The 21,187-nt window shown below is 61.0% G+C and carries 25 protein-coding genes and 1 pseudogene; 14 read left to right on the top strand and 12 right to left on the bottom strand.

The window, feature by feature from the left end:
* Positions 1–7: 7 nt before the first annotated feature.
* Together AC07XM_RS03130 and AC07XM_RS03125 are read right to left on the bottom strand one after the other, a co-directional pair.
* Complete coding sequence (locus AC07XM_RS03130) at positions 8–1,471, bottom strand: AMP-binding protein (protein WP_095114955.1); 1,464 nt, start codon at positions 1,469–1,471, stop codon at positions 8–10.
* The gene (locus AC07XM_RS03125) at positions 1,461–2,138 is read right to left on the bottom strand and encodes a thermostable hemolysin (protein ID WP_016486269.1); all 678 of its coding nucleotides are present in this window, start codon (positions 2,136–2,138) and stop codon (positions 1,461–1,463) included. Before AC07XM_RS03125 ends, AC07XM_RS03130 begins: the two co-directional genes overlap by 11 nt.
* A 349-nt stretch (positions 2,139–2,487) precedes the next feature.
* Here AC07XM_RS03125 and AC07XM_RS03120 point away from each other — a divergent pair, with 349 nt between their 5' ends.
* Both AC07XM_RS03120 and AC07XM_RS03115 read left to right on the top strand, forming a co-directional pair.
* Positions 2,488–3,057, top strand: coding sequence for a GNAT family N-acetyltransferase (locus tag AC07XM_RS03120; protein WP_016486268.1), 570 nt, complete (start codon positions 2,488–2,490; stop codon positions 3,055–3,057).
* Between the two features lie 483 nt (positions 3,058–3,540).
* Complete coding sequence (locus AC07XM_RS03115; RefSeq protein ID WP_095114953.1) at positions 3,541–4,089, top strand: GNAT family N-acetyltransferase; 549 nt, start codon at positions 3,541–3,543, stop codon at positions 4,087–4,089.
* A 26-nt stretch (positions 4,090–4,115) separates the two neighbouring features.
* Here AC07XM_RS03115 and AC07XM_RS03110 read toward each other — a convergent pair whose 3' ends face one another.
* Positions 4,116–5,042: a universal stress protein gene (locus AC07XM_RS03110; protein ID WP_060516701.1), complete on the bottom strand. Its 927-nt coding sequence runs from the start codon at positions 5,040–5,042 to the stop codon at positions 4,116–4,118.
* Between the two features lie 199 nt (positions 5,043–5,241).
* Here AC07XM_RS03110 and AC07XM_RS03105 point away from each other — a divergent pair.
* Positions 5,242–6,093: pseudogene (locus tag AC07XM_RS03105) on the top strand (zinc-binding dehydrogenase); the annotation flags it as partial.
* A gap of 156 nt (positions 6,094–6,249) precedes the next feature.
* Positions 6,250–7,068 carry a helix-turn-helix domain-containing protein gene (locus tag AC07XM_RS03100; protein ID WP_102688863.1) on the top strand — a complete coding sequence of 273 codons (819 nt, stop codon included), beginning with the start codon at positions 6,250–6,252 and terminating at the stop codon, positions 7,066–7,068.
* Positions 7,069–7,135: 67 nt separating this feature from the next.
* On the opposite strand, the gene AC07XM_RS03095 is transcribed toward AC07XM_RS03100, so the two are convergent.
* Entirely contained in the window at positions 7,136–7,777 is a 642-nt protein-coding gene (locus AC07XM_RS03095) for a DUF1109 domain-containing protein (protein ID WP_102688862.1), read from the bottom strand.
* Entirely contained in the window at positions 7,767–8,351 is a 585-nt protein-coding gene (locus AC07XM_RS03090; protein WP_016486261.1) for a sigma-70 family RNA polymerase sigma factor, read from the bottom strand. The genes AC07XM_RS03095 and AC07XM_RS03090 overlap by 11 nt, the downstream gene beginning before the upstream one ends.
* 184 nt (positions 8,352–8,535) lie before the next feature.
* On the opposite strand from AC07XM_RS03090, the gene AC07XM_RS03085 reads away from it, so the two are divergent.
* Genes AC07XM_RS03085 through AC07XM_RS03070 form a run of 4 tightly spaced genes read left to right on the top strand, consistent with a single transcriptional unit; the run spans position 8,536 to position 10,903 of the window.
* Positions 8,536–8,823 (top strand): BufA1 family periplasmic bufferin-type metallophore, encoded by a 288-nt coding sequence (locus AC07XM_RS03085; protein WP_016486260.1) that lies wholly within the window; start codon positions 8,536–8,538, stop codon positions 8,821–8,823.
* Positions 8,824–8,839: 16 nt separating this feature from the next.
* Positions 8,840–9,673, top strand: coding sequence for an MNIO family bufferin maturase (bufB, locus tag AC07XM_RS03080; protein ID WP_016486259.1), 834 nt, complete (start codon positions 8,840–8,842; stop codon positions 9,671–9,673).
* Positions 9,670–10,425, top strand: a complete 756-nt coding sequence (locus AC07XM_RS03075) for an HvfC/BufC N-terminal domain-containing protein (protein ID WP_096425969.1) — start codon at positions 9,670–9,672, stop codon at positions 10,423–10,425. Before bufB ends, AC07XM_RS03075 begins: the two co-directional genes overlap by 4 nt.
* Before the next feature lie 10 nt (positions 10,426–10,435).
* Positions 10,436–10,903, top strand: coding sequence for a DoxX family protein (locus AC07XM_RS03070; RefSeq protein WP_016486257.1), 468 nt, complete (start codon positions 10,436–10,438; stop codon positions 10,901–10,903).
* A 32-nt stretch (positions 10,904–10,935) separates the two neighbouring features.
* Here AC07XM_RS03070 and ku read toward each other — a convergent pair whose 3' ends face one another.
* Together ku and AC07XM_RS03060 are read right to left on the bottom strand one after the other, a co-directional pair.
* Positions 10,936–11,772, bottom strand: coding sequence for a non-homologous end joining protein Ku (gene ku / locus AC07XM_RS03065; RefSeq protein WP_016486256.1), 837 nt, complete (start codon positions 11,770–11,772; stop codon positions 10,936–10,938).
* Positions 11,773–11,781: 9 nt separating this feature from the next.
* On the bottom strand, positions 11,782–11,919 hold the full coding sequence (locus AC07XM_RS03060; protein ID WP_305728981.1) for a PSPA7_2676 family Cys-rich small protein: 138 nt from the start codon (positions 11,917–11,919) through the stop codon (positions 11,782–11,784).
* A 288-nt stretch (positions 11,920–12,207) separates the two neighbouring features.
* Between AC07XM_RS03060 and AC07XM_RS03055 the strand changes: the two genes are divergently transcribed.
* Entirely contained in the window at positions 12,208–13,215 is a 1,008-nt protein-coding gene (locus tag AC07XM_RS03055; RefSeq protein ID WP_023049280.1) for a zinc-binding alcohol dehydrogenase family protein, read from the top strand.
* A gap of 7 nt (positions 13,216–13,222) precedes the next feature.
* Here AC07XM_RS03055 and AC07XM_RS03050 read toward each other — a convergent pair whose 3' ends face one another.
* From AC07XM_RS03050 to AC07XM_RS03040, 3 genes are read right to left on the bottom strand one after another with little or no spacing between them, the layout of a single operon-like run.
* Complete coding sequence (locus tag AC07XM_RS03050) at positions 13,223–14,167, bottom strand: LysR family transcriptional regulator (protein ID WP_060516707.1); 945 nt, start codon at positions 14,165–14,167, stop codon at positions 13,223–13,225.
* Positions 14,168–14,194: 27 nt separating this feature from the next.
* The gene (locus tag AC07XM_RS03045) at positions 14,195–15,244 is read right to left on the bottom strand and encodes a methionine synthase (RefSeq protein WP_031312561.1); all 1,050 of its coding nucleotides are present in this window, start codon (positions 15,242–15,244) and stop codon (positions 14,195–14,197) included.
* A 27-nt stretch (positions 15,245–15,271) separates the two neighbouring features.
* Positions 15,272–16,258 (bottom strand): DUF1852 domain-containing protein, encoded by a 987-nt coding sequence (locus tag AC07XM_RS03040; protein WP_023049282.1) that lies wholly within the window; start codon positions 16,256–16,258, stop codon positions 15,272–15,274.
* A 275-nt stretch (positions 16,259–16,533) separates the two neighbouring features.
* On the opposite strand from AC07XM_RS03040, the gene AC07XM_RS03035 reads away from it, so the two are divergent.
* The 3 genes from AC07XM_RS03035 to arsH all read left to right on the top strand — a co-directional run bounded on the left by AC07XM_RS03035 (position 16,534) and on the right by arsH (position 18,135).
* Positions 16,534–16,881 (top strand): metalloregulator ArsR/SmtB family transcription factor, encoded by a 348-nt coding sequence (locus AC07XM_RS03035; protein ID WP_016486251.1) that lies wholly within the window; start codon positions 16,534–16,536, stop codon positions 16,879–16,881.
* Between the two features lie 68 nt (positions 16,882–16,949).
* On the top strand, positions 16,950–17,420 hold the full coding sequence (locus AC07XM_RS03030) for an arsenate reductase ArsC (RefSeq protein WP_060516709.1): 471 nt from the start codon (positions 16,950–16,952) through the stop codon (positions 17,418–17,420).
* Between the two features lie 13 nt (positions 17,421–17,433).
* A complete protein-coding gene (arsH, locus tag AC07XM_RS03025) occupies positions 17,434–18,135 on the top strand; it encodes an arsenical resistance protein ArsH (RefSeq protein ID WP_016486249.1) in 702 nt (233 codons plus the stop codon).
* 62 nt (positions 18,136–18,197) lie between these two features.
* Here the strand turns inward: arsH and AC07XM_RS03020 are convergent, their stop codons facing one another.
* On the bottom strand, positions 18,198–18,506 hold the full coding sequence (locus tag AC07XM_RS03020; protein ID WP_016486248.1) for a hypothetical protein: 309 nt from the start codon (positions 18,504–18,506) through the stop codon (positions 18,198–18,200).
* 295 nt (positions 18,507–18,801) lie between these two features.
* Between AC07XM_RS03020 and AC07XM_RS03015 the strand changes: the two genes are divergently transcribed.
* Both AC07XM_RS03015 and AC07XM_RS03010 read left to right on the top strand, forming a co-directional pair.
* On the top strand, positions 18,802–19,311 hold the full coding sequence (locus AC07XM_RS03015) for a ProQ/FinO family protein (RefSeq protein WP_016486247.1): 510 nt from the start codon (positions 18,802–18,804) through the stop codon (positions 19,309–19,311).
* Between the two features lie 200 nt (positions 19,312–19,511).
* The gene (locus AC07XM_RS03010) at positions 19,512–20,645 is read left to right on the top strand and encodes a pyridoxal-phosphate-dependent aminotransferase family protein (protein WP_102688861.1); all 1,134 of its coding nucleotides are present in this window, start codon (positions 19,512–19,514) and stop codon (positions 20,643–20,645) included.
* Between the two features lie 79 nt (positions 20,646–20,724).
* Here AC07XM_RS03010 and AC07XM_RS03005 read toward each other — a convergent pair whose 3' ends face one another.
* Entirely contained in the window at positions 20,725–20,997 is a 273-nt protein-coding gene (locus AC07XM_RS03005; RefSeq protein ID WP_023049284.1) for a PepSY domain-containing protein, read from the bottom strand.
* Between the last annotated feature and the right edge of the window lie 190 nt (positions 20,998–21,187).

Raw genomic sequence — 21,187 nt, 5'->3', positions numbered from 1 at the left:
GCAGACCTCACAACGGGATGTCGGATAACAGGGAGTGGTAACGCCGCAGGATGGCCTCGCGGCGCGGGCGGCCATTGGCGGTCAGTGTGTCGTCGGTACTGGACAAGGGGCACGGCAGGCGACGCCAGGCATGGACCCTGGCGTAGTCCGGCAGCAAGGCATTGCACTGCTGCACGGCCTGGTCGATGAGGGTATCGGGGGTAGCGGGGTCCAGCGGCCAGAGCAATGCCAGGTTCTTTGGCAGGGCCTCGCCATGCACGAACGCCTGGGCGATCACGCCGCTCTGGGTCAGTTCGGCCTCCACCCATTCCGGGTTGACGTTGCGCCCGAAGCTGGTGATGAACTGGTGTTTCTTGCGGCCATCGAGGTACAGGTAGCCCTCCTCGTCGAAATGGCCTAGGTCGCCGGTGGCCCACCAGCTATCGCAGACGGGTGGTTCCTCCAGATAGCCGAGCAGCACCGAGCCCGCCACCAGTACCTCCCCGTCCTCGGCGATACGCACCTGCACATGGGGCAGCGGTTTGCCGACACTGCCGCGGCGGGTTGCGCCTGGCCGGTTCAAGGCCACCACCGAAGCACACTCGGACAAACCATAGCCCTCGAACACCGGCAGGCCGATCGCTTCAGCGCGGGCCAGCAAGCTGGGCGCCACCCGGGCACCGCCAACCGCAACGAACCGTAACGCCCCCACCCGCATCAGCCCGCGCTCGATAGCAGTGATCAGCCCCATCAACAGCTGCGGCACCAGAATCAGGCTCTGCGCACCGCTCAGGGCGATGGCCCCCAGCAAGCGCTTGAAATCGACCTGGCTTGCACCGCCCATGCCCAGTTGCGCCTGGGGGTACAGCAACACACTTGCCCCGGCCATCAAGGCGGCGTAGACACCCAGGTTTTCCAACAGCACACCCAGCGGCAGCACCGCCAGGTAACGCTGAGGTTCACTGGGCCGGCTGGCCACCTCCAGTTCCCGGGCGACACGCAACAGAGCCTCTACAGACAGGCACACGCCTTTGGGCTTGCCCGTGCTGCCAGAGGTGTAGGTGATCTTGGCGGTACCGGCAGGCAGCGCGGCAGCAGGCTGAGCCTCGCGAACCCAGAACACGTCCTGCTGAGCGAACCCCAGCTCGCCGAGCGTCCCATGCCATTGCGGGTCGCACAGCACATGGCTGGCACCACTCTGCTCGATGCAATGGCTGAACTGGGCACTACTGAAAAACGACGGCACGATTACACAGGGGCGTTCGGCAAACAGCGCCGCCAAATCCCAGAACAGCAACTGCGGGCCATTATCCAGGGCCAGTACCAGCGGGCCTGGCGAACACGTGCGCAAGCTGTGAGTGCGCAACCCCACTTCGGCCAGCAACTGCCTGTAGGTGAAGCGCTCGGTCGCCCCTTGCACGGCCACGGCGTCACCGTGATCGCGGGCAAACGTGACCAGCAGTTGATGAAAGCGCTCCAGTTCATGCGGCATGGCCAGTCTCCTGGAAGGCGGTTGGCAACCCCAGGCGCTGGAACACCCCAGCCTTGCTCAAGGCATCGAAGCCATGGCCGATGCTGCCGGCATAGACTTGTGGGTGTTGAGCGTAATAGGTACCCCAGTGGTCCAACTTCCCATTCAGCCGGGCCGGGTCGGCCGACGCCAGCACCGACGGCACCAACCCCAGGCGCTGGAAACTGTTGATCAGTGTCGTCGCGCCGGTGAACGCCACCCACTTCAGGCCCCGTGTGGCCAGCAACCAGGTCACCGCTATGATCATGATTCGCGCGCTACCGGCACTGAGCGAGGCCAGGTTGCCCACTTCGACCATGCACTCACGCTCAAGGGGGCAGCCCGCTACCCGCGAAACTGCGGCTTCCAGCGGCTCATCCAGATAATGTTCGAGGAACAGCGGCCCGCTGCTGGCCGGGCGCAAGCCTGCGGCGGCAATCAGCCGGCCATGACTGTCGTGCAGCGCCAGCAGTTCGGGCAGGTAATGGTGCACATCAGCGTGGTGCACGTTGGCAAAACACTGATGAATGAAGTGCTCCAGCTCATCGCGGCCAGGGTCCTTGTGCAGATGAAGCGACAAGTGGGCGTGATGGTCGACGTGGCTGCCGATAGGCAGTGGGAGCAGGCTGCTCCACTGAGACTGGGTCATGAAACTCCCCCCGTTTGGGCTTGATGGGGTGAGTATCAGTGGTCAATCTGAAGGGAATCTGAAGTCAGGGCTTCGACCTTGGTCGCAGGGCGCGTGCTGATCGTTGGAGACAGAAGCCAGCGCGACAAGAGCGGCCACCGACTGACCTTTATCAATGACCCGGTGCTGTTCAAGCGTAGAACCGACGCGATGGCCATTACCGGCCTTTCTGGAAATGCAAAAGTACGGGAAGACCAAGTAGCGAAGCGTGACCCTACCAGCCCGGTAATTGACAACTGTCAAGCGCGCACAAGGCGACGCGTCGAAACTGAACCTCCTGTGTACACCCCATCACGTAAGGAGGCTTGCCATGGCATCCGCCGAAACACCCCGCCCCCATGCCGCAGCGTCATTTCCTGCCACGGCTGGCGAACACTGGATCGAAGCGCTCGACAACGGCACCCATGTGCTGATCAGGCCTTTGCAGCCCAAAGACCGTCAGCGCGAAAGGAACTTCATCGAACGCCTGTCGCCACAGTCGCGCCACTTCCGCTTCCTGTGCCAGCTCAAGGAGCCTGGCGAAGCCATGCTGGATCAATTGATGGTCGTTGACCAGGACCAGCACATGGCCTATGTCGCCCTCGCCCATGTCGACGGCGAACTGCAGGAAGTCGGTATTGCCCGTTATGCCACCAGCCCCGGTGGTGAAGATTGCGAGTGTGCTGTCACCGTGCTCGATAGCTGGCAGCGCCACGGTTTGGGCACATTGCTGCTCCAGCACCTGATCGATCACGCACGCGCCCAGGGCCTGCGACACATGTATTCCATGGACGCTGCGGCCAATGTGGCAATGCGCGAGCTGGCTCAGGCAGCGGGGTTTACCAGCGCCAGAGATCCGGATGACCCAAGCCAGCTGATTCACCAGCTTTCGCTGGCCTGAGGCAATGCCGCGGCAGTGGCCTCCGGCAGCAGGCCGAGGTGCCTCTGACACTGCCGCCCATCGGCTACGGTCGCCCCTCCCCGGGCCTTTTTGCCTAGCCGTTGAGCCTTGCCCTTGCTTGCAGGTCCTTGAAAAACTCCGGTGCGGTGCTAGCGCACAGTCAGACACGTACCGCTGGCCCGGTGCCGTGCTGCCAACCCCTCGAGCTACTCACGATAGTGCTCAAATTGGCGCTGTGCCTCGGCTTCATTCAGCCTTGCCTCGCGTAACACATGCTCTGCGCGGGGTTCGAACAGCCCAAGGATATGCACCGCCGCGCCGCTGGCATGTGCCTGCGCAAGGCCGCCGAGTGTGGGTCGATGTCGGGTTTGTTGCAGATCAGAAAGTCATCAGCCGCCCACCAACTTGATCAATGTCAGAACCGGACCGACGCCTCACGGTACAACCAGTACAGCCACGTTGATCACGCCCTCTGGAGGCCCCATGAACAAGCAGCTGTTCCAAGACCCAGGCAATAGCGAGTACTGGATAGACACCCTTGCTGACGGCACAGCTGTGCTGATTCGCCCATTGCGCGCTGACGATCATGAACGGGACAGACGCTTTGTGAGCACAATTACCTACGAGGCCCGGCGCTTTCGCTTTATCGCCGGGCTCAGCGGTGGCTTGCCCAGCCTGGATACGCAGTTGATGCCGATCGACAGCCACCAGCGCATGGCGTATGTCGCGCTGGCCCATGAAAACGGCCAGCTGCATCAGCTTGGCGTAAGCCGCTATGCGGCGATCCCGGGTAGCCACAATTGCGAATGCGCCGTCGCTGTTGGCGAGCAATGGCAGCGCAAAGGGCTGGCCAAGCTGTTGCTGCAGCACCTGATAGCAGCGGCTCGGCGCAATGGTTACCAGTGCATGGTGTCCAGGGACCTGTCTGGCAATTACGCCATGCACCGGCTGACCAAGGCCCTGGGGTTCACCGCGCGCTACCTGGGCGGCGATGTCAGCGAAATCCTCCATGAACTTGACCTGCGCGCCTGAAACAAGGCCCTTGCGGGCCTCGTACTTCAACCTTGCGAATGCTCGGGCGAGATCACCAGCACACTGCTGCTGAGCCGATGCAGGATCCGCTCGGCCGTACTGCCGATGAACCAGCCGATGCCGTGATGGTGGTAGCTCCCCATCACCAGCACATCGATGTCATTGCTGTCCATGAACAGCGCGAGCACCTTGGTCGGGTCCCCCACCCGCATGTGGCGGTGCTCGGCGGGGATCCCGTTACGTTCGGCCAATGCCTGGAAGGCGTCGGCCTGGGCCTCGTGCAGTGTGCGTGACAGGTTGGAATCAAACAGGAACGAATGTTCCCGGTTGTCTTCGGCATTCAGGTACATGGCGCCCATGTCATAGGCATACAGCAGCTCGATCTGGGCGTTGCATTGCAAGGCCAGCTTGAGCGCTTCACTGATGATGTGGTCGTTGAAGCCTTCGAACTGATCCTCCGGGCGCGACAGGTCAACTGCTGCCAATATCCGGCGCGGCAGGGCATTGCTGGCGTTGTGGACCAGGTGCAACGGAAAACGGGTGTCGCGCAACAACTGGACGTCGAGCGAGGTGAACATTGCCCGCATCCACCATGGCTCATGCTCAAGCCCCTTGATCAGCATGGCGAACGGCTGCTCACGCAGGTGCACCTGGATCTCGTCCAGCGGGCGCTGCACCCACAACACCTCGATGGTCACCGTCACGCCGTTGCGGCGCATCGACAATGCCTGGGTTTCCAGCCATTCACGGTGTTGCTGCACATAGCCCTCCCGCATGACCGCCAAGGCCTGTTCGTTGACCAGGCCGGCCGTGGCAAGACCCTCCAGGTAGTCGAAGGCGACGATGTGCAATGGCATGCCCTTGGCTTTGGCCAGCGCAGCTGCACGATCATAGACCGGTGTGCGGCGCATCAAGGGCGAAGCAATGAGAAGAAGTCTTTGCGGGTTGGTCATGGCACACCTCTGCGGGCTCGATGAGTACCTCGATGATCTGCCAGGTGCGTTTGCCCGGTTTGATGTTTATCAAAAGCCCAGGGCACTGACCAACGGCTATCGCCGCGTGCCGCGCCATTGACGCGAATCAAGACTTTTGCGCTTTTTGGGCGCAGGCTGTAGTTGCCAACACAAATCAGCGATGCCCCGGAGGCTAGCCATGGCGCTCATGAAAGCGGCTATTTTCGTCGAAAAGAACCGCATCGTGCTGGACGACAAGCCCATCCCCGAGATCGGCCCTTTGGATGCGCTGGTGCGCATCAGCACCACGACAATCTGTGGCACTGATGTGCATATCCTGCGTGGCGAGTATCCAGTGGCAAAAGGGCTCACCGTCGGCCATGAGCCAGTGGGTGTCATCGAAAGACGGGGTTCAGAGGTTCGGGGCTTTCATGAAGGGCAAGGCGTCATCGCCGGCGCCATCACCCCCAGCGGCCACAGCAATGCCTGCCTGTGCGGCTGCGGCGCCCAGGACGGCGCCGATACCGTGCATGGCTTCAAGGCCATCGGTGGCTGGAAGCTCGGCAATGTCATCGACGGTTGCCAGGCGGAATACGTTCGGGTACCGGACGCAATGGCCAACCTCTCCCCCATTCCTGACGGGCTCAGTGACGAACACGTGCTGATGTGTCCCGATATCATGTCCACCGGTTTTTCCGGTGCAGAACGTGGCGCAGTGACGATCGGCGATACCGTCGCCGTATTCGCCTTGGGCCCGATTGGCCTGTGCGCAGTCGCCGGTGCCAAAATGCTGGGCGCCACCACCCTCATCGGCGTGGACAGCGTGCCGGCCCGCATGCGTGTGGCACGCGAAATGGGTGCGTCGCACGTGGTCGACTTCAAGCAAGGCAATGTGGTGGAACGCATCATGGCGCTGACCGATGGCCGTGGCGTGGATGTGGCCATCGAAGCCCTGGGCACCCAGACCACGTTCGAATCGGCGCTGCGCGTGCTGCGCCCCGGGGGTACGTTGTCCAGCCTGGGCGTATACAGCACCGACCTGCGAATTCCCACCGCTGGTGGGTACACATGGACGACTGGCGAGTGAGTTTCCGAACCCCGTCTGAAGCCAAGCAGTTCGTGAGCGTGCTGAGCGCCCGGCTGAACGCGCCTCATTTGCTGAACACGATTACCACCGCAGCACTCCGCCCTTCGAAGGAGGCATGAAATGTCGGGCCTGACCGACTTTCCACTGCTCGAGCAGCCTGTGCCAGCGCGCGAACCGCTGCCCCTTCATTTGAAACGCCTGGCATACCGATGCAATGAGTGCCGGGTCAACGACTTGTGCTTGCCCACGGGTCTGCCCCTGCACGACAACCGTTACCTCGGCACCCTGATCGGCTCTCGCATCCGGGTGAGAAAGGGGGCTGCGCTGTTCAACGCAAATGTGCCCTTGAGTCACCTGTACTCGGTGTACTCAGGCAGCTTCAAGACGAACCTCAACAACGCCGAAGGCCAGGGTGTGATCATCAATTTCTGGATGCCGGGGGACGTCCTCGGGCTCGATGCCATCGCCACCGAGCTTCATGTCTGTGATGCCATCGCCCTGGAAGACAGCGAAGTGTGCCCGGTGCCCTATCATCGTCTGCAAGCCCTGGCGCGTGAGTTTCCCCCGCTGCAACAGAGCTTGAACCGCCTGATGAGTAGGGAAATCATCCGCGAGCATGAGCGCGTGCTGATGCTCTGCAACCTCTCTGCCGAACAGCGGCTTGCCAGTTTCCTGCTCGGTCTTTCCCGCCGCTTCGTCAGCCGCGGGTATTCATCCAACGGTTTCATGTTGTGCATGTCTCGCGAAGACATCGCCTCCTACCTCGGGCTACGCCTGGAAACCATATGCCGCTCGGTCGCTCACTTGCGCGGGCTGGGTATCGTCAACCTGCGGGGGCGGCTGGTGGAGATCCTCGACATGCCAGCACTGAGTGCGCTCGAACTGGGGTCCGCGGGCAGCTATGCCATCGCTGAACTCAAACCAGTCAAGGCTGACTGAGAAACCACCATGGCGCAAGCACGTCTGTACGCGGTACCCCAGCAGGCCCAGCGTCGAAAAACCGGTATCACCAGCGCAGAAAACGTGGCCCTAGCGCCGCCCCCAAGACCGTCGGCACCAGCAAACCCAGTACGTACCAGAGCCCCCAGAACGGTACAGCCATCTCCGGGCAATGCAGGCAATAAGCCAACGTTGCGGTGGCACCCGCAAGCAAGCCTCCTGCAGCACCCGCTAGTCGCAGGCGGGTGGGTGCCAGGCCGCGCATTGCCCAGAACACGGTGATGAAGGTGGGTACCGAAAGCAAGGTAATGTTCAGCGGGCAGGTGCGCCAGGTGCGCCCGAGCAGCAGGTCCGCCCGGGCATCCACCGGCGCGCCCAGCAGGCTCACCGCCGCACCCAGCCAGACCAGCAGCAGCGGCAGCCCCATCAGGCCCCACAGCCGCCCCCCGTTCACCCCCGGCCTGACCAGCCGCTGAGTCAGCAACAGTGCCAGCAGCGCCAGGCTGCCGGGCAAGGCCAGCTTGGCCCAGAACAGCGGGGTGTGCGCCACCTGCGCCAGGTCACCGCGCACGCCGAAAATGGCCACCGTCAGCAGTACCGCGCCCAATCCGCCGCCCACCAGTGCCAGCACCAAGCGCCGCGCCGGTGCGTGACGGCTCACCGGCCCTTCCCCGGCCGCCAGCAGGGCAATCAAGTCATCAGTCTTCATTTTTGCCCTTGCCTCCAATCAGTTTGGCCAGTGCCTTGAGGCCCCGGTGGATGCCCACTTTCACCGCCGAACTGGAAAGACCGGTCATGCGCGCGGTCTCTTCCACCGACATCCCCTCCAGTTTGACATGGACGATGGGCAGCCGCTGGCGCGCTGGCAATCGCTCCAGGAGCTTGCCCAGGTCACGTGTCGCCTGGGCCACTTCCTCCTCGCCGGGCGCGAACAGATCACTTTCATCGTTCAGCTCCTCGTGCAACGCACCGTGGCGAGCGTAGCTGCGATAGTGGTCCGCCAGCTTGTAGCGGGCAATGGCCTGCACCCAGGCGGTCAACGGTTGCTGTGCCTCGTAGGTATGGCGGGCGTTGTGCACCGCCAGCAACACCTCCTGCAGCAAATCTTCGACATCAGCGGGGCGTTGCCACAGCCGCCGCAGCAGAAAGCCACGCACATGCGTCGCCAGCGCCGCCAGGAACGCCCGATAGGCCGCCGCGTCCCCCGCCAGCCCCTGTAGCAGCAAAGCCTGCAACTGGGCCTCGCGCGCGCTGAGCGCCTGCTGAGTATTAGTTCGTGCCATCAGCCTCCCCGGTTACATCGAGCGTGAAAGTTTTCCATTCAACCCGTGTCGCCTTCATACGGTAGGCGACTGACGCACCGCCGGAAAAAAATTTTGCAGCTGCTGTAACCCGTTCAACCCAGGCTGCGAACTACTCCATGAGCCGCCGGTAAACCACCACGGCCCCACTTCCCGGAGATACATCATGAAAACCCTCGCCCTCGCCACTGCCGCGCTCGCCCTGGCTTCGCTGGCCGGTATTTCCCAGGCTGCCGATGCGACCAAACCAGCCACCACCGGTGCCGCCATGGAAAAATGCTACGGCGTCGCCATGGCTGGCAAGAACGACTGCAAGGCCGGCGCCGGCACCAGCTGCGCTGGCAGTGCCAAGATGGACTACGACGGCATGCACTGGAAGAACGTTCCCGCAGGTACCTGCACCTCCATCAAGACGCCCAACGGCATGGGCTCACTGACCCCGCTCAAGTCCTGAGCACAGGCCGCCGATCATGAACGGGACTTACCTTTCAGGTGCCGGGCTTGGGCTGAAGGCTGACCACTATGCCGAGGCCTGGGCGTGCCGGGCCCATGGGCTGTGGTTCGAAGTACACCCGGAAAACTACATGCTCGGCGGCCCACGCATGGCCTGGCTACAGCGCATAGCCGAACACCATCCGCTGTCGCTGCACGGTGTTGCGCTGTCGCTCGCGGCGGACGCCGCGCCGGATGACACACACCTGCGCCGCCTGCGGGCACTTGTCGACCAGGTGCAGCCGGCGCTGGTCTCGGAGCACCTGGCATGGTCAAGCTGGAACGGGCAATACCTCCCCGACCTGCTGCCCTTCCCCCGCAGCGACGAGGCCTTGGTCCGTATCAGCGACAATGTACAGCGCACACAGGATGCGCTCGGGCGCAGCATCTCGCTGGAAAACCCCAGCCACTACCTGCCCATGGAAGGGCACGACTGGGACGAAATCGACTTTCTGGCCGAACTGACGCGGCGCACGGGCTGTGGCCTGTTGCTGGACGTCAACAACGTGCACGTCAGCGCCCACAACCTCGGGTTCGACGCTTCAGCCTACCTGGCGAGGTTCCCGGCCCAAGCTATCACTGAAATACACCTGGCTGGCCACAGCCACGACGCCCGGGCCAGCCTGCTGATCGACTCCCATGACGCCGCCATCGCCGCACCGGTCTGGGCCTTGTACCAGCAGTTGATCACGCGCATCGGCCCGCGCCCGACGTTGATCGAGCGTGACGGCAACCTGCCGGCGTTCACCGAGTTGCTGGCCGAACGCGGTACCGCTCAGGCACTGCTCGATCAGGCAGGAGTACGCCCATGACGCTTTCCCTTGGCCAGTTTCAGGCCGCCTTCGTCGAAGCGCTGTATCACCGCCCGGCCCCGCAATTGGCCGCGCTGACCCAGCATGCTGCATTCGCGGTGTATCGCAATACTGTGCTGGCGGGTTGCACCGATGCCCTGCGTGCAAACTTCCCCAGTGTCGAAGCGCTGACAGGCCCGGCCTGGATGCAGGATGCCGCTGCGGCCTATGCGAAAACAACGCCCCCCGACGACCCAAGGCTGATCCACTATGGGGCGGCGTTCGCCGACTTTCTTGAACAGATCCAGGCCCAGCACGGCCTGCCGTACCTGGCCGACGTGGCACGCCTGGATTTTGCCTGGTGCGAGGTGTTCAGCGCCCCCCGCGAACCCTGCCTTGCACTTGCAGACTTGGCCGGCATGACCGCTGCCGACCTGGCCAACAGTTACCTGGCCCCGCGCAGCAGCGTGCGCTGGCGCTGGTTCGCGCAGCACCCGGCCTTCAGCCTGTGGCGGTACAGCCGCGAAGGCCAGCCATGGCCGAATGACCACCCGTGGGTGGCCGAGGGTGCGGTACTAAGCGGCACCGACGAAGGTGTTGCCCTGCAGGCACTGGAGGTCGGCGGCTGCGCCTTTCTCGATGCATGCGCCCAAGGTTTGCCTTTGGCGCAGGCCTCACTGATTGCACAAGCGAGTCAACCCGACCTGGACTTCACCGACCTGCTCGGCCGGCTGCTGGCAGCCCAGGCCTTTCGTCCACTTGCATTCGCCTGAAGGAAGCACCATGGACATCATCCACGTCACCCGCCCCGACAAGAGCCTGCGCCAACGCTGGAACCACCTCACCGACCGTGCACAGCAACTGCTCAGCGACAACGTGCTGTGCCTGGTGGCGCGCATGGCCATCGCCTCGACCTTCTTTCTGTCCGGCCGCACCAAGGTCGAAGGGTTTCTCAGCATCACACCCAGTACCTATGACCTGTTCCAGAGCGAATATGCCCTGCCGCTGGTGTCACCGTGGCTGGCGGCCCACTTGGCAACCTATGCGGAACACCTGTTCCCGTTGTTGCTGGTGCTTGGCCTGTTCACCCGGCTGTCGGCCCTGGCCCTGCTGGGCATGACCACGGTGATCGAAGTGTTCGTCTACCCGGACGCCTGGCCGACACATCTCACGTGGGCAGCCTTGTTGCTACTGTTGATCGCACGAGGAGCCGGTGCGTTGTCACTGGATCGGGCAATAGGACTGCGTTGAGCTCCTCTGTCGGATGCCAGGGGGATCCACCTTCATGAAGCCTTGCGGGGCCGTTTGGCGGCAGGCTTGCCGCCCTTTGGCTTGCCGCCGAGGCTGCGTTTGAGCAGTTCGGTGAGGTCGAGGATATCCGCGCCTTTTTCCACGCCCTTGCCCTCCCCTTTATCCACCGTCTCGATCTTGCCTTTGCTGGCCTTTTCTTCCACCAGGTCGAGAATGGTCTGGCGAAACGCATCATGGTACTCATCCGGCGCCCATGACCCACTCATGTCTTCGACCAGGCGTTTGGCCATGCTCAGTTCGCGCTTGTCGACCTTGGCGTCGGTCACACTCTTGTCCAGCTCAAGGGTTTCCACCCCGCGTACCTCCTCGGGCCAGCGCAGGGTAATCAGCACCAAGGCATCTTCCAGTGGCCGCAGCAGCGCCAGGTGCTGGCGCGTATGCAGCACGACGGTGGCCAGTGCAACCTTGCCGGTGCTCTCCAGCGTGTCGCGCAGCAGTGCATAGACTTTGCCGCCGCGGCGGTCGGGGCTCAGGTAATAGGGGGTGTCGAAGTGCTGCAGCGGAATTTCGCCCGCCTGCACGAACGAGAATATATCGATGGTCTGGGTCGCTTCCGGTCGGGCGTCGCGGATCTCTTGCTCACTGATCACCACGTAGCGGCCCTTCTCGTACTCCACGCCCTTTACGATGTTGTCCTTGTCGATTTCCTTGCCGGTGACCTTGTTCACCCGTTTGTAGCCCACAGGCTCCATGCTGCGCTTGTCGAGCCAGTCAAAATCCACCCGCTCGGAGCTCACCGCAACGTTGAGCGAAACGGGGATATGCACCAGCCCGAAACTGATTGCACCTTTCCAGATGGCCCGCGCCATGTCGACCTCCTATGCCTTTGACAGTGTGACGGCCCGCCGATGGCGCACGGCGCCGCAGCGCCGGCAACACTGGCATTGGAGCTCGCCCGGTTCATGGTTCGGCACGCAGTGCCACTGGCAACCCTGCAACAAGCACAGCAGTTTCATCAGCCACCTCCCAAGGTCTCAGTGGACGGACCCCTTACTGGAACTGACTGACGGCACGGGCGAAGGTTTAGTCTGGATGCGCCCTTTGCAGCACAGGGTGAAGAACGCAGGGATCGGCAATTGAAGCAGACGTGCTCGAGGATGCAGAGCAGCGGCCATCCCCCGTCTCGGGTGCTGCGCACCATTTTCATTGCAAGCGAGAAAGTCTTACTCCATTCAGGCGGTTTTTTGTGTGAATCGAAACGGATAGTCTGAACCCACTTTTCGCATCCCCAAGAGGCAGCGCCAATGAAGGCAGTCGTTTACACCCAGCCCGGTTTGCCGATCCAGGACCCACAATCGCTGTATGACGCGCAACTGCCCACGCCACAGCCAGGTGCCCGTGATCTGCTGGTCGAAGTCAGGGCAATTGCCGTCAACCCGGTTGATACCAAGATCCGTGCAAGCCGTGGTGGCGAGCAACCACAAGTGCTCGGTTGGGACGCAGTTGGCGTGGTCCGCGAGGTAGGGCCGCAGGTCACGTTGTTCCAACCGGGCGATGAGGTTTTCTACGCCGGTGCCATTGACCGTCCTGGCAGCTACAGCGAACTGCATGTGGTGGACGAACGCATTGTCGGGCACAAGCCTCGCAGCCTGGACAACGCAAGCGCCGCCGCTTTGCCGCTGACCTCCATTACCGCCTGGGAACTGCTGTTCGACCGCCTGGGCGTTGAAGAAAACGGTGGCAAGAACCAGAGCCTTCTGGTGATCGGTGCTGCCGGCGGGGTTGGTTCGATTCTGGTTCAACTTGCCCGCAAGCTGACACAGCTCACGGTGATTGGCACCGCCTCCAGGCCCGAGACTCAGGCCTGGGTTCAGGAAGCGGGAGCCCATCACGTGATCGACCACCGCGAATCGCTTGCGCCCCAGCTGGAAGCACTCAAGCTGGGCCCGGTCGATTACGTCATCAGCCTGACCCACACTGACACCTACCTCCCGCAACTGGTGGAGGTGCTTCGCCCACAAGGCAAGCTCGCGTTGATCGACGACCCGGCGCAACTGGATGTCATGCCGCTCAAGCGCAAGTCACTGTCAGTGCACTGGGAGCTCATGTTCACGCGTTCGCTGTACAAGACCGAAGACATGATCAAACAGCATCAACTGCTCGATCGCGTTTCGCAGCTGGTCGATGATGGCGTGCTTAAAACCACCCTCGGCGAGCACTACGGTACGATCAATGCCGAGCACCTCAAGCGCGCCCACGCCATGATCGAGAGTGGAAAAGCACGCGGCAAAATCGTCCTGGAAGGTTTCTGACGCCCTGTCAGGCGCCCGACGCCCACGCCGCTCGCCCTGACACCGCATTGACGCCTTCCAGCGTCGCAAACGAAATGTCTTTCGCCGTGAGCAGGAAATCACGCATGTAGGGCACTTCGAGCATGTCGCTGCGTACCGCTGCGAACAGGGTGGCCTGCAACCCTGCTTCGCCGAGGCGCTTGGCCAACACGTAACCGCGGGAGGTGTACTCATGCACCGCCCAGTTCGGCAGGCAGCAAACACCACGGCCGCTGGCCACCAGCTGCATCATCATCACAGTCATTTCTGCCGTACGTATCCGCGCAGGTTCGATGTCGGCGGGGTCGAAGAAACGGGTGAAGATGTCCAGGCGGTTTCGTTCGATCGGGTACGTGATCAAGGTCTGGCTGGCGATGTCGGCAGGCTCCAGGTAGGGCTTATCGCGCAGCGGATGATGCTTGTCGATGGCCAGCATTGCCTCGTACCCGAATAACGGCACGTACGTGATACCCGGCAGGGTCATCGGGTCGGAGGTCACCACAAGGTCGAGGTCACCACGCTGCAGGGCCGGCAGTGGGGCGAACGACAACCCCGACGCCAGGTCCAGTTCAACTTCCGGCCAGGCGCAGCGAAACTCGTCCAGTGAGGGCATCAGCCATTGATAGCAGCTGTGGCACTCGATCGCGATGTGCAGCCGGTCGGCCGTGCCGCCTGCCAGCTTGCTCAGGTTGCGCTCCGTTGTGCGGATCAGCGGCAGCACCTGGTCGGCCAGCTGCAGCAGCTTGAGGCCCGCAGTGGTGAAGCGCACCGGCTTGGATTTGCGCACAAACACAGGCATGCCAACGCGGCTTTCCAGCTCACGGAACTGGTGCGACAGCGCCGACTGGGTCAGGTGCAGGCGTTCGGCCGCCTCGGGCAGGCTGTCCGTTTCACGCAAGGCATGGAGTGTGCGCAAGTGTCTCAAGTCAATCATGAGCAGCACACAACGCGAGTGATCGGGTCACCATGATGCCCGATGGTCATTGCCCGAGAGCTCGCTGCGAACCATTTCTGCACCGGCACTCAAAGCCCTGAGCTTGCCGCTGGCCACCCGACGCGGCAAGGGAGCCATGCCACAGTTGGTGCAAGGGTAGAGCTTGTCAGCCTCTACAAATTGCAGTGCCTTGCGTAAGGTATCGGCAACCTCCTCGGGTGTTTCAATGGTGTGGGTCGCCACATCAATTGCGCCTACCATCACCTTTTTACCGCGAATCAACTCAAGCAGCTCCATGGGCACATGAGCGTTATGGCATTCCAGCGAGATGATATCGATACTGGACTTTTGCAGTTTGGGGAAGGCCTCTTCATATTGCCGCCACTCTGACCCCAAGGTTTTTTTCCAGTCGGTGTTGGCTTTGATGCCATAGCCATAGCAGATATGCACGGCAGTTTCACACTTGAGGCCTTCGATGGCCCGCTCCAGGGTGGCAACCCCCCAGTCATTGACCTCGTCAAAAAACACATTGAAGGCGGGCTCATCAAACTGAATGATGTCAACCCCGGCAGCCTCCAGCTCCCGGGCTTCCTGATTGAGGATCCTGGCAAATTCCCAGGCCAGTTTTTCGCGGCTTTTGTAATGGCTGTCATACAGCGTATCGATCATCGTCATGGGGCCTGGCAGCGCCCATTTTATGGGCTGGCGGGTCTGCTGACGCAAGAACCTGGCATCGTCGACAAATACCGGCTTTTGCCGAGCAACAGCGCCTACTACGGTGGGTACGCTTGCATCATAGCGATCACGGATCCTGACGGTCTCGCGTTTCTCGAAGTCAACACCGCTCAGGTGCTCGATAAAAGTCGTCACAAAGTGTTGGCGCGTTTGTTCACCATCACTGACGATATCAATGCCGGCGTCTTGCTGTTCCTGCAATGACAAGCGCAGGGCATCCTGCTTGCCTTCGATCAATGCCTCATCTTGCAGTTTCCAGGGTGACCAGAGCGTTTCGGGTTGTGCGAGCCAGGCGGGTTTGGGCAAACTGCCGGCAGTCGAAGTGGGTAACAATTTGTTCACGAAGGAAGACCTTATCTATTCAGTTGATCAGCAGGCGTAGTGGTTGGACCACTGCTCAAGTAGCGCGTGGTGCGGTTTGATAAAGTGCTCCTCGACAAAGCGCCCCTGCTCAATGGCCAGCCGGCTTCGTTCTTCTCGGTCATACACGATGCGCGTCAGGGAGTAATCCTGATGCTGCAGGCTAGGTTGGTAGCATTTCCCGGCGGCAGAGTTGGCGTTGTAGATTTCAGGTCGATAGATTTTCTGGAACGTGTCCATGGTACTGATGGTACTGATCAGCTCCAGGTGGGTGTAATCACTGAGCAAATCGCCGGAAAAATAGAACGCCAACGGCGCCACACTGTTGGGCGGCATAAAGTAACGCACGTGCAATCCCATCTTCTCGAAATACGTATCCGTCAAGGAATACGCATCCTGCTGGTATTCAAAGCCCAACACAGGGTGGTGATTATCCGTTCGAGAGTAAGTCTTGCTGCTCGAAACACTCAGACAGATGACGGGCGGCTTGTCGAAGTGCGCCTTGTACGTGCTTGAATTGATGAAGCACTTGAACAGCTTGCCATGCAGCTCACCAAAATGGTCTGGCGTACTGAATACAGCCTGGTTTGCATTATGCTCACGCAACAGCACACTAAAATCGTAATCCCGCACGTAGGAAGAAAAGTTATTCCCCACCATGCCCGCAAAGCGCTCGCCGGTGGGTCGGTCAATAATGCTTGTTTTCAACATTTCAATCAGGGGTAGCGCCTGATTGCCGCCTTCAGCCTCAATACCCATCTCGACAGAAATAATATCAAGCTCAACAGTATAACGGTCGCCCTTGGGGTTATCCCAATGCGCCAATGCATTGAAGCGGTTATCGATCATCTGCAAGGTGCTGCGCAAGTTCTCTTGCCGGCTCACACCCCTCGCCAGGTTGGCGAAGTTGGTAGTGAGGCGCGTCTTTTCGGAGGGTTGATAATGCTCGTCAAAGCGGATGCTCTTGATGAAAAAATTGAAGTCGTTACTGGTCATGGCGGGGCGCCCACTCAAATATCCATATTTTCTATAATTGGCCCGTAGTTTAAGTTGGGGTACTGGGCGATGGAACTGAATTGATTTCACAGAACCTTTAGCCACGCTCATGACAAGGCACCCACCTTGAACGGGCTGTACACGCTTCGCTATCCGCCCATTGCAGCCCTCGGTGAACGATAGCTGTCGATCCAGGCAGCACGCGCGTGTCATGAGGCTTGCCCTGAACATATGGTAATGCGTATATTCGATTATCCATATGTTCTGGTGCAGCCATGATTACCCCGCCCGATGTCTTCAAGAGCCTCTCTGACGAAACCCGCGCTCGCGCCACCCTGCTCATCGCCAGCTTGGGAGAACTCTGTGTTTGCGAGCTGATGTGCGCGCTGGGCGAAAGCCAGCCGAAGATCAGTCGCCATCTGGCGCAACTGCGCAGCAATGGCATGTTGCTGGACCGGCGCCAGGGTCAGTGGGTGTATTACCGCCTTAACCCGGCGCTACCGGCCTGGGTTCACGAGATGCTGCAGGTCACCTTGCAGGCCAATTCGCACTGGCTGGCCGACAACACACGTCGGCTCACGTGCATGGACGACCGCCCCGTGCGCGATGCCGCCTGCTGCTGAATCACCCTTTCGGCTCTGGCCCAAGCGCCAGCGCCTCTGACGTCCGCCACAAGGCGGAGGAGCCCTCCATGCGAGTCCTGTTCATGTGCACGGCCAACAGTTGCCGAAGCATCCTGTGCGAAGCACTTTTCAACCACTTGGCCCCTGCCGGTTTCGAGGCAGTCAGCTCCGGGAGCGTCCCCAAGGGGCAGGTTTTGCCCCGTAGCCTGAGCACGCTGGAGCAGGCCGGTATTTCGGCTGCTGGCCTGAGCAGCAAGGGCAACGACGCTTTCGAAAACAGCCCGCCGGACGTCGTTATTACGGTCTGCGACAAGGCCGCCGGCGAAGCCTGCCCGGTCTATTTCGGCCCCGCGCTGAAATCGCATTGGGGGTTGCAGGACCCGTCCGATGTCGTGGGTGAAGAGGCGCAAGTCGACGCGGCTTTCCACGCCACGCTGGCCCACATCGCATCGCGCTGCCGCGCTTTCTTCGCCCTTCCCTTCGATCGCCTCGACCGTGATCAGCTCAAGCACGAGCTGGATCGCATCGGCACGCAATAAGCAGGAGTCAAAAATGTCCGAGCATCTCCCTAACCTCGACCTCGCATTGTTCGAGCTGCCCCCAACGGCAACCGTGGCAAGCGAGCACAAACCACGCATCCTGCTGTTGTATGGGTCTACCCGCGAACGCTCTTTCAGCCGCTTGCTGGTGGAGGAAGCCGCGCGTCTGCTGGAACACTTCGGCGCCGAAGCACGAACCTTCGACCCTTCGGGCCTGCCGCTGCCTGACGATGCGCCGGTTGAGCACCCCAAGGTGCAGGAATTGCGTGAACTTGTGCAATGGTCGGAAGGCCAGGTCTGGTGCTCGCCAGAGCGCCATGGGGCGATGTCTGCAGTGTTCAAGGCGCAGATCGACTGGGTTCCCCTGGCGCTGGGCGCCGTGCGCCCCACCCAAGGCAAGACCTTGGCGGTGATGCAGGTGTGTGGCGGCTCGCAGTCGTTCAACGTGGTCAACCAGTTGCGTGTGCTTGGCCGCTGGATGAGGATGTTCACGGTGCCGAACCAGTCCTCGGTACCCAAGGCTTACCTTGAGTTCGATGATGCCGGCCGGATGAAGCCTTCGCCGTACTATGACCGCGTTGTTGATGTGATGGAGGAACTGGTGAAATTCACCGCGCTGCTACGTGATCGTCAGGATTACCTGGTGGATCGCTATTCAGAGCGCAAGGAAACCGCCGAACAGCTATCTGCACGCGTCAATCAGCGCTCAATCTGAAGCCGCCATGCGGCCCGCTTGCACCAGGATGGCTTGCCCACCCTGGTGCGCATCAGCAATGATCAGCGGTCCTGTTCGCCCTGCGGGTTATCGCGTTGCGATTGCTGACCCATGCGGTCTTTATCCGCCGGGTTCTCCTTGTCAGTCATGCTGTCTTCCTGCCGACCGCCCTTGCTTCCGGTATCGCGGCCCCAGTCTTTGTTCATTTTGTCCTCGGGCTTCTGCCCCGGCTGGTTCTGACCTTGTTGCTGGTGGTTGGGCATGCCACCGCCCGAGCCTTGACCACCCTGCTGGCCGGTACCCGCCGTGTTGTTCCCGGCGCCTGCACTGGCATTGCCCTGGTTGGCGCCCTTGTCTTGGTTATTAGCCATGATCGCTTACCTCAAGTCAGACACAGAAAGGCCTGTGTGTTCGTACGACTGCGGCTTGCCTGACGTGGATGTATTTATTCACAGCCTTTCGGATGAGCGATACCAAATGCAGGGGCCTGATACTGAGCTGCGCTAAATACCGATATGCCACAGCATCCGGAATGAGCCGGCATCCTGATGAATGGGGATGCCTCGGCCAGGAAAATTGGCACAATTCATCTGTTTAAGCTGATCTGTGGCGCTGCATGGCATATCCTTATGCCTCGCAATCAACTTCGAAGCAGTGAATTGAACAATGGGTTTTGAACAACTAGCTGAGCTACGTGACCGTCTGCGGGCGGAAAAAGTGCAGGAAAAGGCCGATAGCCCGAAACAACCCAAGCGCAAGTCCCCGCCACAGGCAAAGCCTCGTGAGCAGGACCCGGCGGTGGCAGCGATCTGGCCATTGCAAAAGCACTTTCCATTGGCCTTCCCTGTCAATCCGGCCCCCAAGGTTCCGCTCAAAGAGGGCATTTTCAAGGATGCCGAGCAGCACCTTGAGCTGCTCGGCATCACCCGTGAACAGCTCAAGCTGGGCATTTCTACCTGGTGCCGGGGTACCCGGTACTGGGCAAGCATGGTGGAGAATGCGCCGCGCCTGGACTTGAATGGTCAAGTCGCTGGCACAGTGACAGCGACTCAGGCGATCCATGCCAAGCAACAAGCTGCGCGGCATCGCAGCCAGGAACGTCGCAATCGTGCTAAGGCAAAAGCGCCTGTTGCGGCCCCCGCCGCCGAGATCACGGCGGCGCAGACTCCGGACTGAATTCAATCGCGCTCCCACAGGAAGGTCATCAGCCACCGAGGCCTGCGCTATACCTGTGGGAGCCGGGCTCGCCGGCTCCGGGTGCCTGCTTCGGACACACGGCGGAAGGGCTTCAGCGCAATCAGCCCCGATCTGTCTTGTCATTTGCCAAGGGTTCGGGCAGGGTCGATACCACTGACATCTCTGCCTAGGAGTCGCCCATGTCTACGCTTTATCCCAGTAATGATCCTGAGGGGCTGATCGAGTACTCGGTGGTCTACACCGACCGCTCGCTCAATCACATGTCACAATCCTTTCAAGGCGTGATGCGGAACATTTCCAGCACGCTGAAACAGGTCTATGGCGCCCAGGCTGTTGCGGTAGTGCCGGGCAGCGGTACATTCGGCATGGAATCGGTAGCGCGACAGTTTGCCACCGCTCAGCAATGCCTGGTGATACGCAACGGCTGGTTCAGTTATCGCTGGAGCCAGATCCTTGATATGGGCAACATCCCGGCGGCCACCACGGTGCTCAAAGCCCGCCCGGTCGACACAGGGCACCAGGCTGCCTACGCGCCCCCGCCGCTGGAGGAAGTGCTGGCAAGCATCCAGGCGCACAAGCCTCAGATCGTCTTCGCCCCCCACGTTGAAACCTCATCCGGGATCATCCTGCCCGACGATTACCTGCGGGCCGTCGGTGACGCCGTGCATGCGGTGGGTGGCCTGTTCGTGCTGGACTGCATCGCCTCTGGCACGCTGTGGGTTGATATGGAAAAGTGCGCAGTCGACCTGCTGATCAGTGCACCGCAAAAAGGCTGGAGCGCTTCCCCTTGCTGCGCCTTGGTGATGCTCAGCGCCTTGACCCTGGAGCGCATCGAGCACACGCAGAGCAGCAGCTTTGCCTGCGACCTGAAGAAGTGGCTGCAGATCATGCAGGCCTACGAACAGGGCGGACATGCCTACCATGCAACCATGCCCAGCGATTCGCTTGCCCGGTTCAACGACGTGTTGAACGAGATGCAAGCCTACGGTTTCGACAAGGTGCGCAGCGAACAACAGGCGCTGGGTGATCGGGTGCGCGCCATGTTGACCGCCAAAGGTATCAAGAGCGTGGCCGCAGCCGGCTTTCAGGCCCCAGGCGTCGTGGTGAGCTATACCGATGATGCCGACATCAAGACCGGCAAGAAATTTGCCGATCACGGCCTGCAGATTGCGGCCGGCGTACCGTTGCAATGCGACGAGCCAGCCGACTTCCAGACCTTCCGCATCGGTCTGTTCGGGCTCGAAAAACTGCACAATATCGAGCGTACGGTCAGCACCCTGGAGCAGGCAATCGATGAAGTGATGACGGACTGAGCCGTCATCCCATTACAGTAAGGTCGGGCGCGTTACCCGTGAAACGGGCAGCGCGCTGATGCCACGGGTGGACAACTCATCAGTTATCCAGTTGATCCTTGATGATCTTGCCGTCATGGGGATCGACCTGGAATTCGTACTGTTTGCCGTCTGCTTTCATCCCCTCACCTTCCCAATGCCCATCATCGGCCTCGATCTTGGTGATCTGCGTGTAGCCGGCACCTTTGAGGGTGGCTTCGGCCTGATCCTTGTTCACCTTCCAGTCAGCGCCCGGTTGATCTGCCCAAGCTGTAGTGCTTGCCAATGCGCCAGCCATGGCCAGGCCGGTGAGCAGTCGAGTCATCGCTTTCATCGCTAACATCCTTTTTCATGAGGTTAAACGCTCTGACTGGCGCGCCAATGCCACCGTTCAGTTTTTTTCGATTGCAGCCGCGCTCAGCGGTCACACGGTGTGGCCACCTGCATCGGTCAACGCCCGTAACCGCTAGCGGGCTCCTCCCCAAAAGCTTTGGTCGTGGTGGTAATCAGCGCCAGTAAGGGCA

The sequence above is a fragment of the Pseudomonas sp. GW460-LB5 genome (assembly GCF_059423245.1).
The sequence above is the reverse complement of the archived record's forward strand: the minus strand, read 5'-3'. Positions and strand labels throughout refer to the sequence as shown.

Bases quoted from the DNA above. Each gene is read 5' to 3' on its own strand.
- AC07XM_RS03130 (WP_095114955.1), bottom strand. From the start codon at position 1,471: ATGCCGCATGAACTGGAGCGCTTTCATCAACTGCTGGTCACGTTTGCC.
- AC07XM_RS03125 (WP_016486269.1), bottom strand. From the start codon at position 2,138: ATGACCCAGTCTCAGTGGAGCAGCCTGCTCCCACTGCCTATCGGCAGC.
- AC07XM_RS03120 (WP_016486268.1), top strand. From the start codon at position 2,488: ATGGCATCCGCCGAAACACCCCGCCCCCATGCCGCAGCGTCATTTCCT.
- AC07XM_RS03115 (WP_095114953.1), top strand. From the start codon at position 3,541: ATGAACAAGCAGCTGTTCCAAGACCCAGGCAATAGCGAGTACTGGATA.
- AC07XM_RS03110 (WP_060516701.1), bottom strand. From the start codon at position 5,042: ATGACCAACCCGCAAAGACTTCTTCTCATTGCTTCGCCCTTGATGCGC.
- AC07XM_RS03100 (WP_102688863.1), top strand. From the start codon at position 6,250: ATGTCGGGCCTGACCGACTTTCCACTGCTCGAGCAGCCTGTGCCAGCG.
- AC07XM_RS03095 (WP_102688862.1), bottom strand. From the start codon at position 7,777: ATGAAGACTGATGACTTGATTGCCCTGCTGGCGGCCGGGGAAGGGCCG.
- AC07XM_RS03090 (WP_016486261.1), bottom strand. From the start codon at position 8,351: ATGGCACGAACTAATACTCAGCAGGCGCTCAGCGCGCGCGAGGCCCAG.
- AC07XM_RS03085 (WP_016486260.1), top strand. From the start codon at position 8,536: ATGAAAACCCTCGCCCTCGCCACTGCCGCGCTCGCCCTGGCTTCGCTG.
- bufB (WP_016486259.1), top strand. From the start codon at position 8,840: ATGAACGGGACTTACCTTTCAGGTGCCGGGCTTGGGCTGAAGGCTGAC.
- AC07XM_RS03075 (WP_096425969.1), top strand. From the start codon at position 9,670: ATGACGCTTTCCCTTGGCCAGTTTCAGGCCGCCTTCGTCGAAGCGCTG.
- AC07XM_RS03070 (WP_016486257.1), top strand. From the start codon at position 10,436: ATGGACATCATCCACGTCACCCGCCCCGACAAGAGCCTGCGCCAACGC.
- ku (WP_016486256.1), bottom strand. From the start codon at position 11,772: ATGGCGCGGGCCATCTGGAAAGGTGCAATCAGTTTCGGGCTGGTGCAT.
- AC07XM_RS03060 (WP_305728981.1), bottom strand. From the start codon at position 11,919: ATGAAACTGCTGTGCTTGTTGCAGGGTTGCCAGTGGCACTGCGTGCCG.
- AC07XM_RS03055 (WP_023049280.1), top strand. From the start codon at position 12,208: ATGAAGGCAGTCGTTTACACCCAGCCCGGTTTGCCGATCCAGGACCCA.
- AC07XM_RS03050 (WP_060516707.1), bottom strand. From the start codon at position 14,167: ATGATTGACTTGAGACACTTGCGCACACTCCATGCCTTGCGTGAAACG.
- AC07XM_RS03040 (WP_023049282.1), bottom strand. From the start codon at position 16,258: ATGACCAGTAACGACTTCAATTTTTTCATCAAGAGCATCCGCTTTGAC.
- AC07XM_RS03035 (WP_016486251.1), top strand. From the start codon at position 16,534: ATGATTACCCCGCCCGATGTCTTCAAGAGCCTCTCTGACGAAACCCGC.
- AC07XM_RS03030 (WP_060516709.1), top strand. From the start codon at position 16,950: ATGCGAGTCCTGTTCATGTGCACGGCCAACAGTTGCCGAAGCATCCTG.
- arsH (WP_016486249.1), top strand. From the start codon at position 17,434: ATGTCCGAGCATCTCCCTAACCTCGACCTCGCATTGTTCGAGCTGCCC.
- AC07XM_RS03020 (WP_016486248.1), bottom strand. From the start codon at position 18,506: ATGGCTAATAACCAAGACAAGGGCGCCAACCAGGGCAATGCCAGTGCA.
- AC07XM_RS03015 (WP_016486247.1), top strand. From the start codon at position 18,802: ATGGGTTTTGAACAACTAGCTGAGCTACGTGACCGTCTGCGGGCGGAA.
- AC07XM_RS03010 (WP_102688861.1), top strand. From the start codon at position 19,512: ATGTCTACGCTTTATCCCAGTAATGATCCTGAGGGGCTGATCGAGTAC.
- AC07XM_RS03005 (WP_023049284.1), bottom strand. From the start codon at position 20,997: ATGAAAGCGATGACTCGACTGCTCACCGGCCTGGCCATGGCTGGCGCA.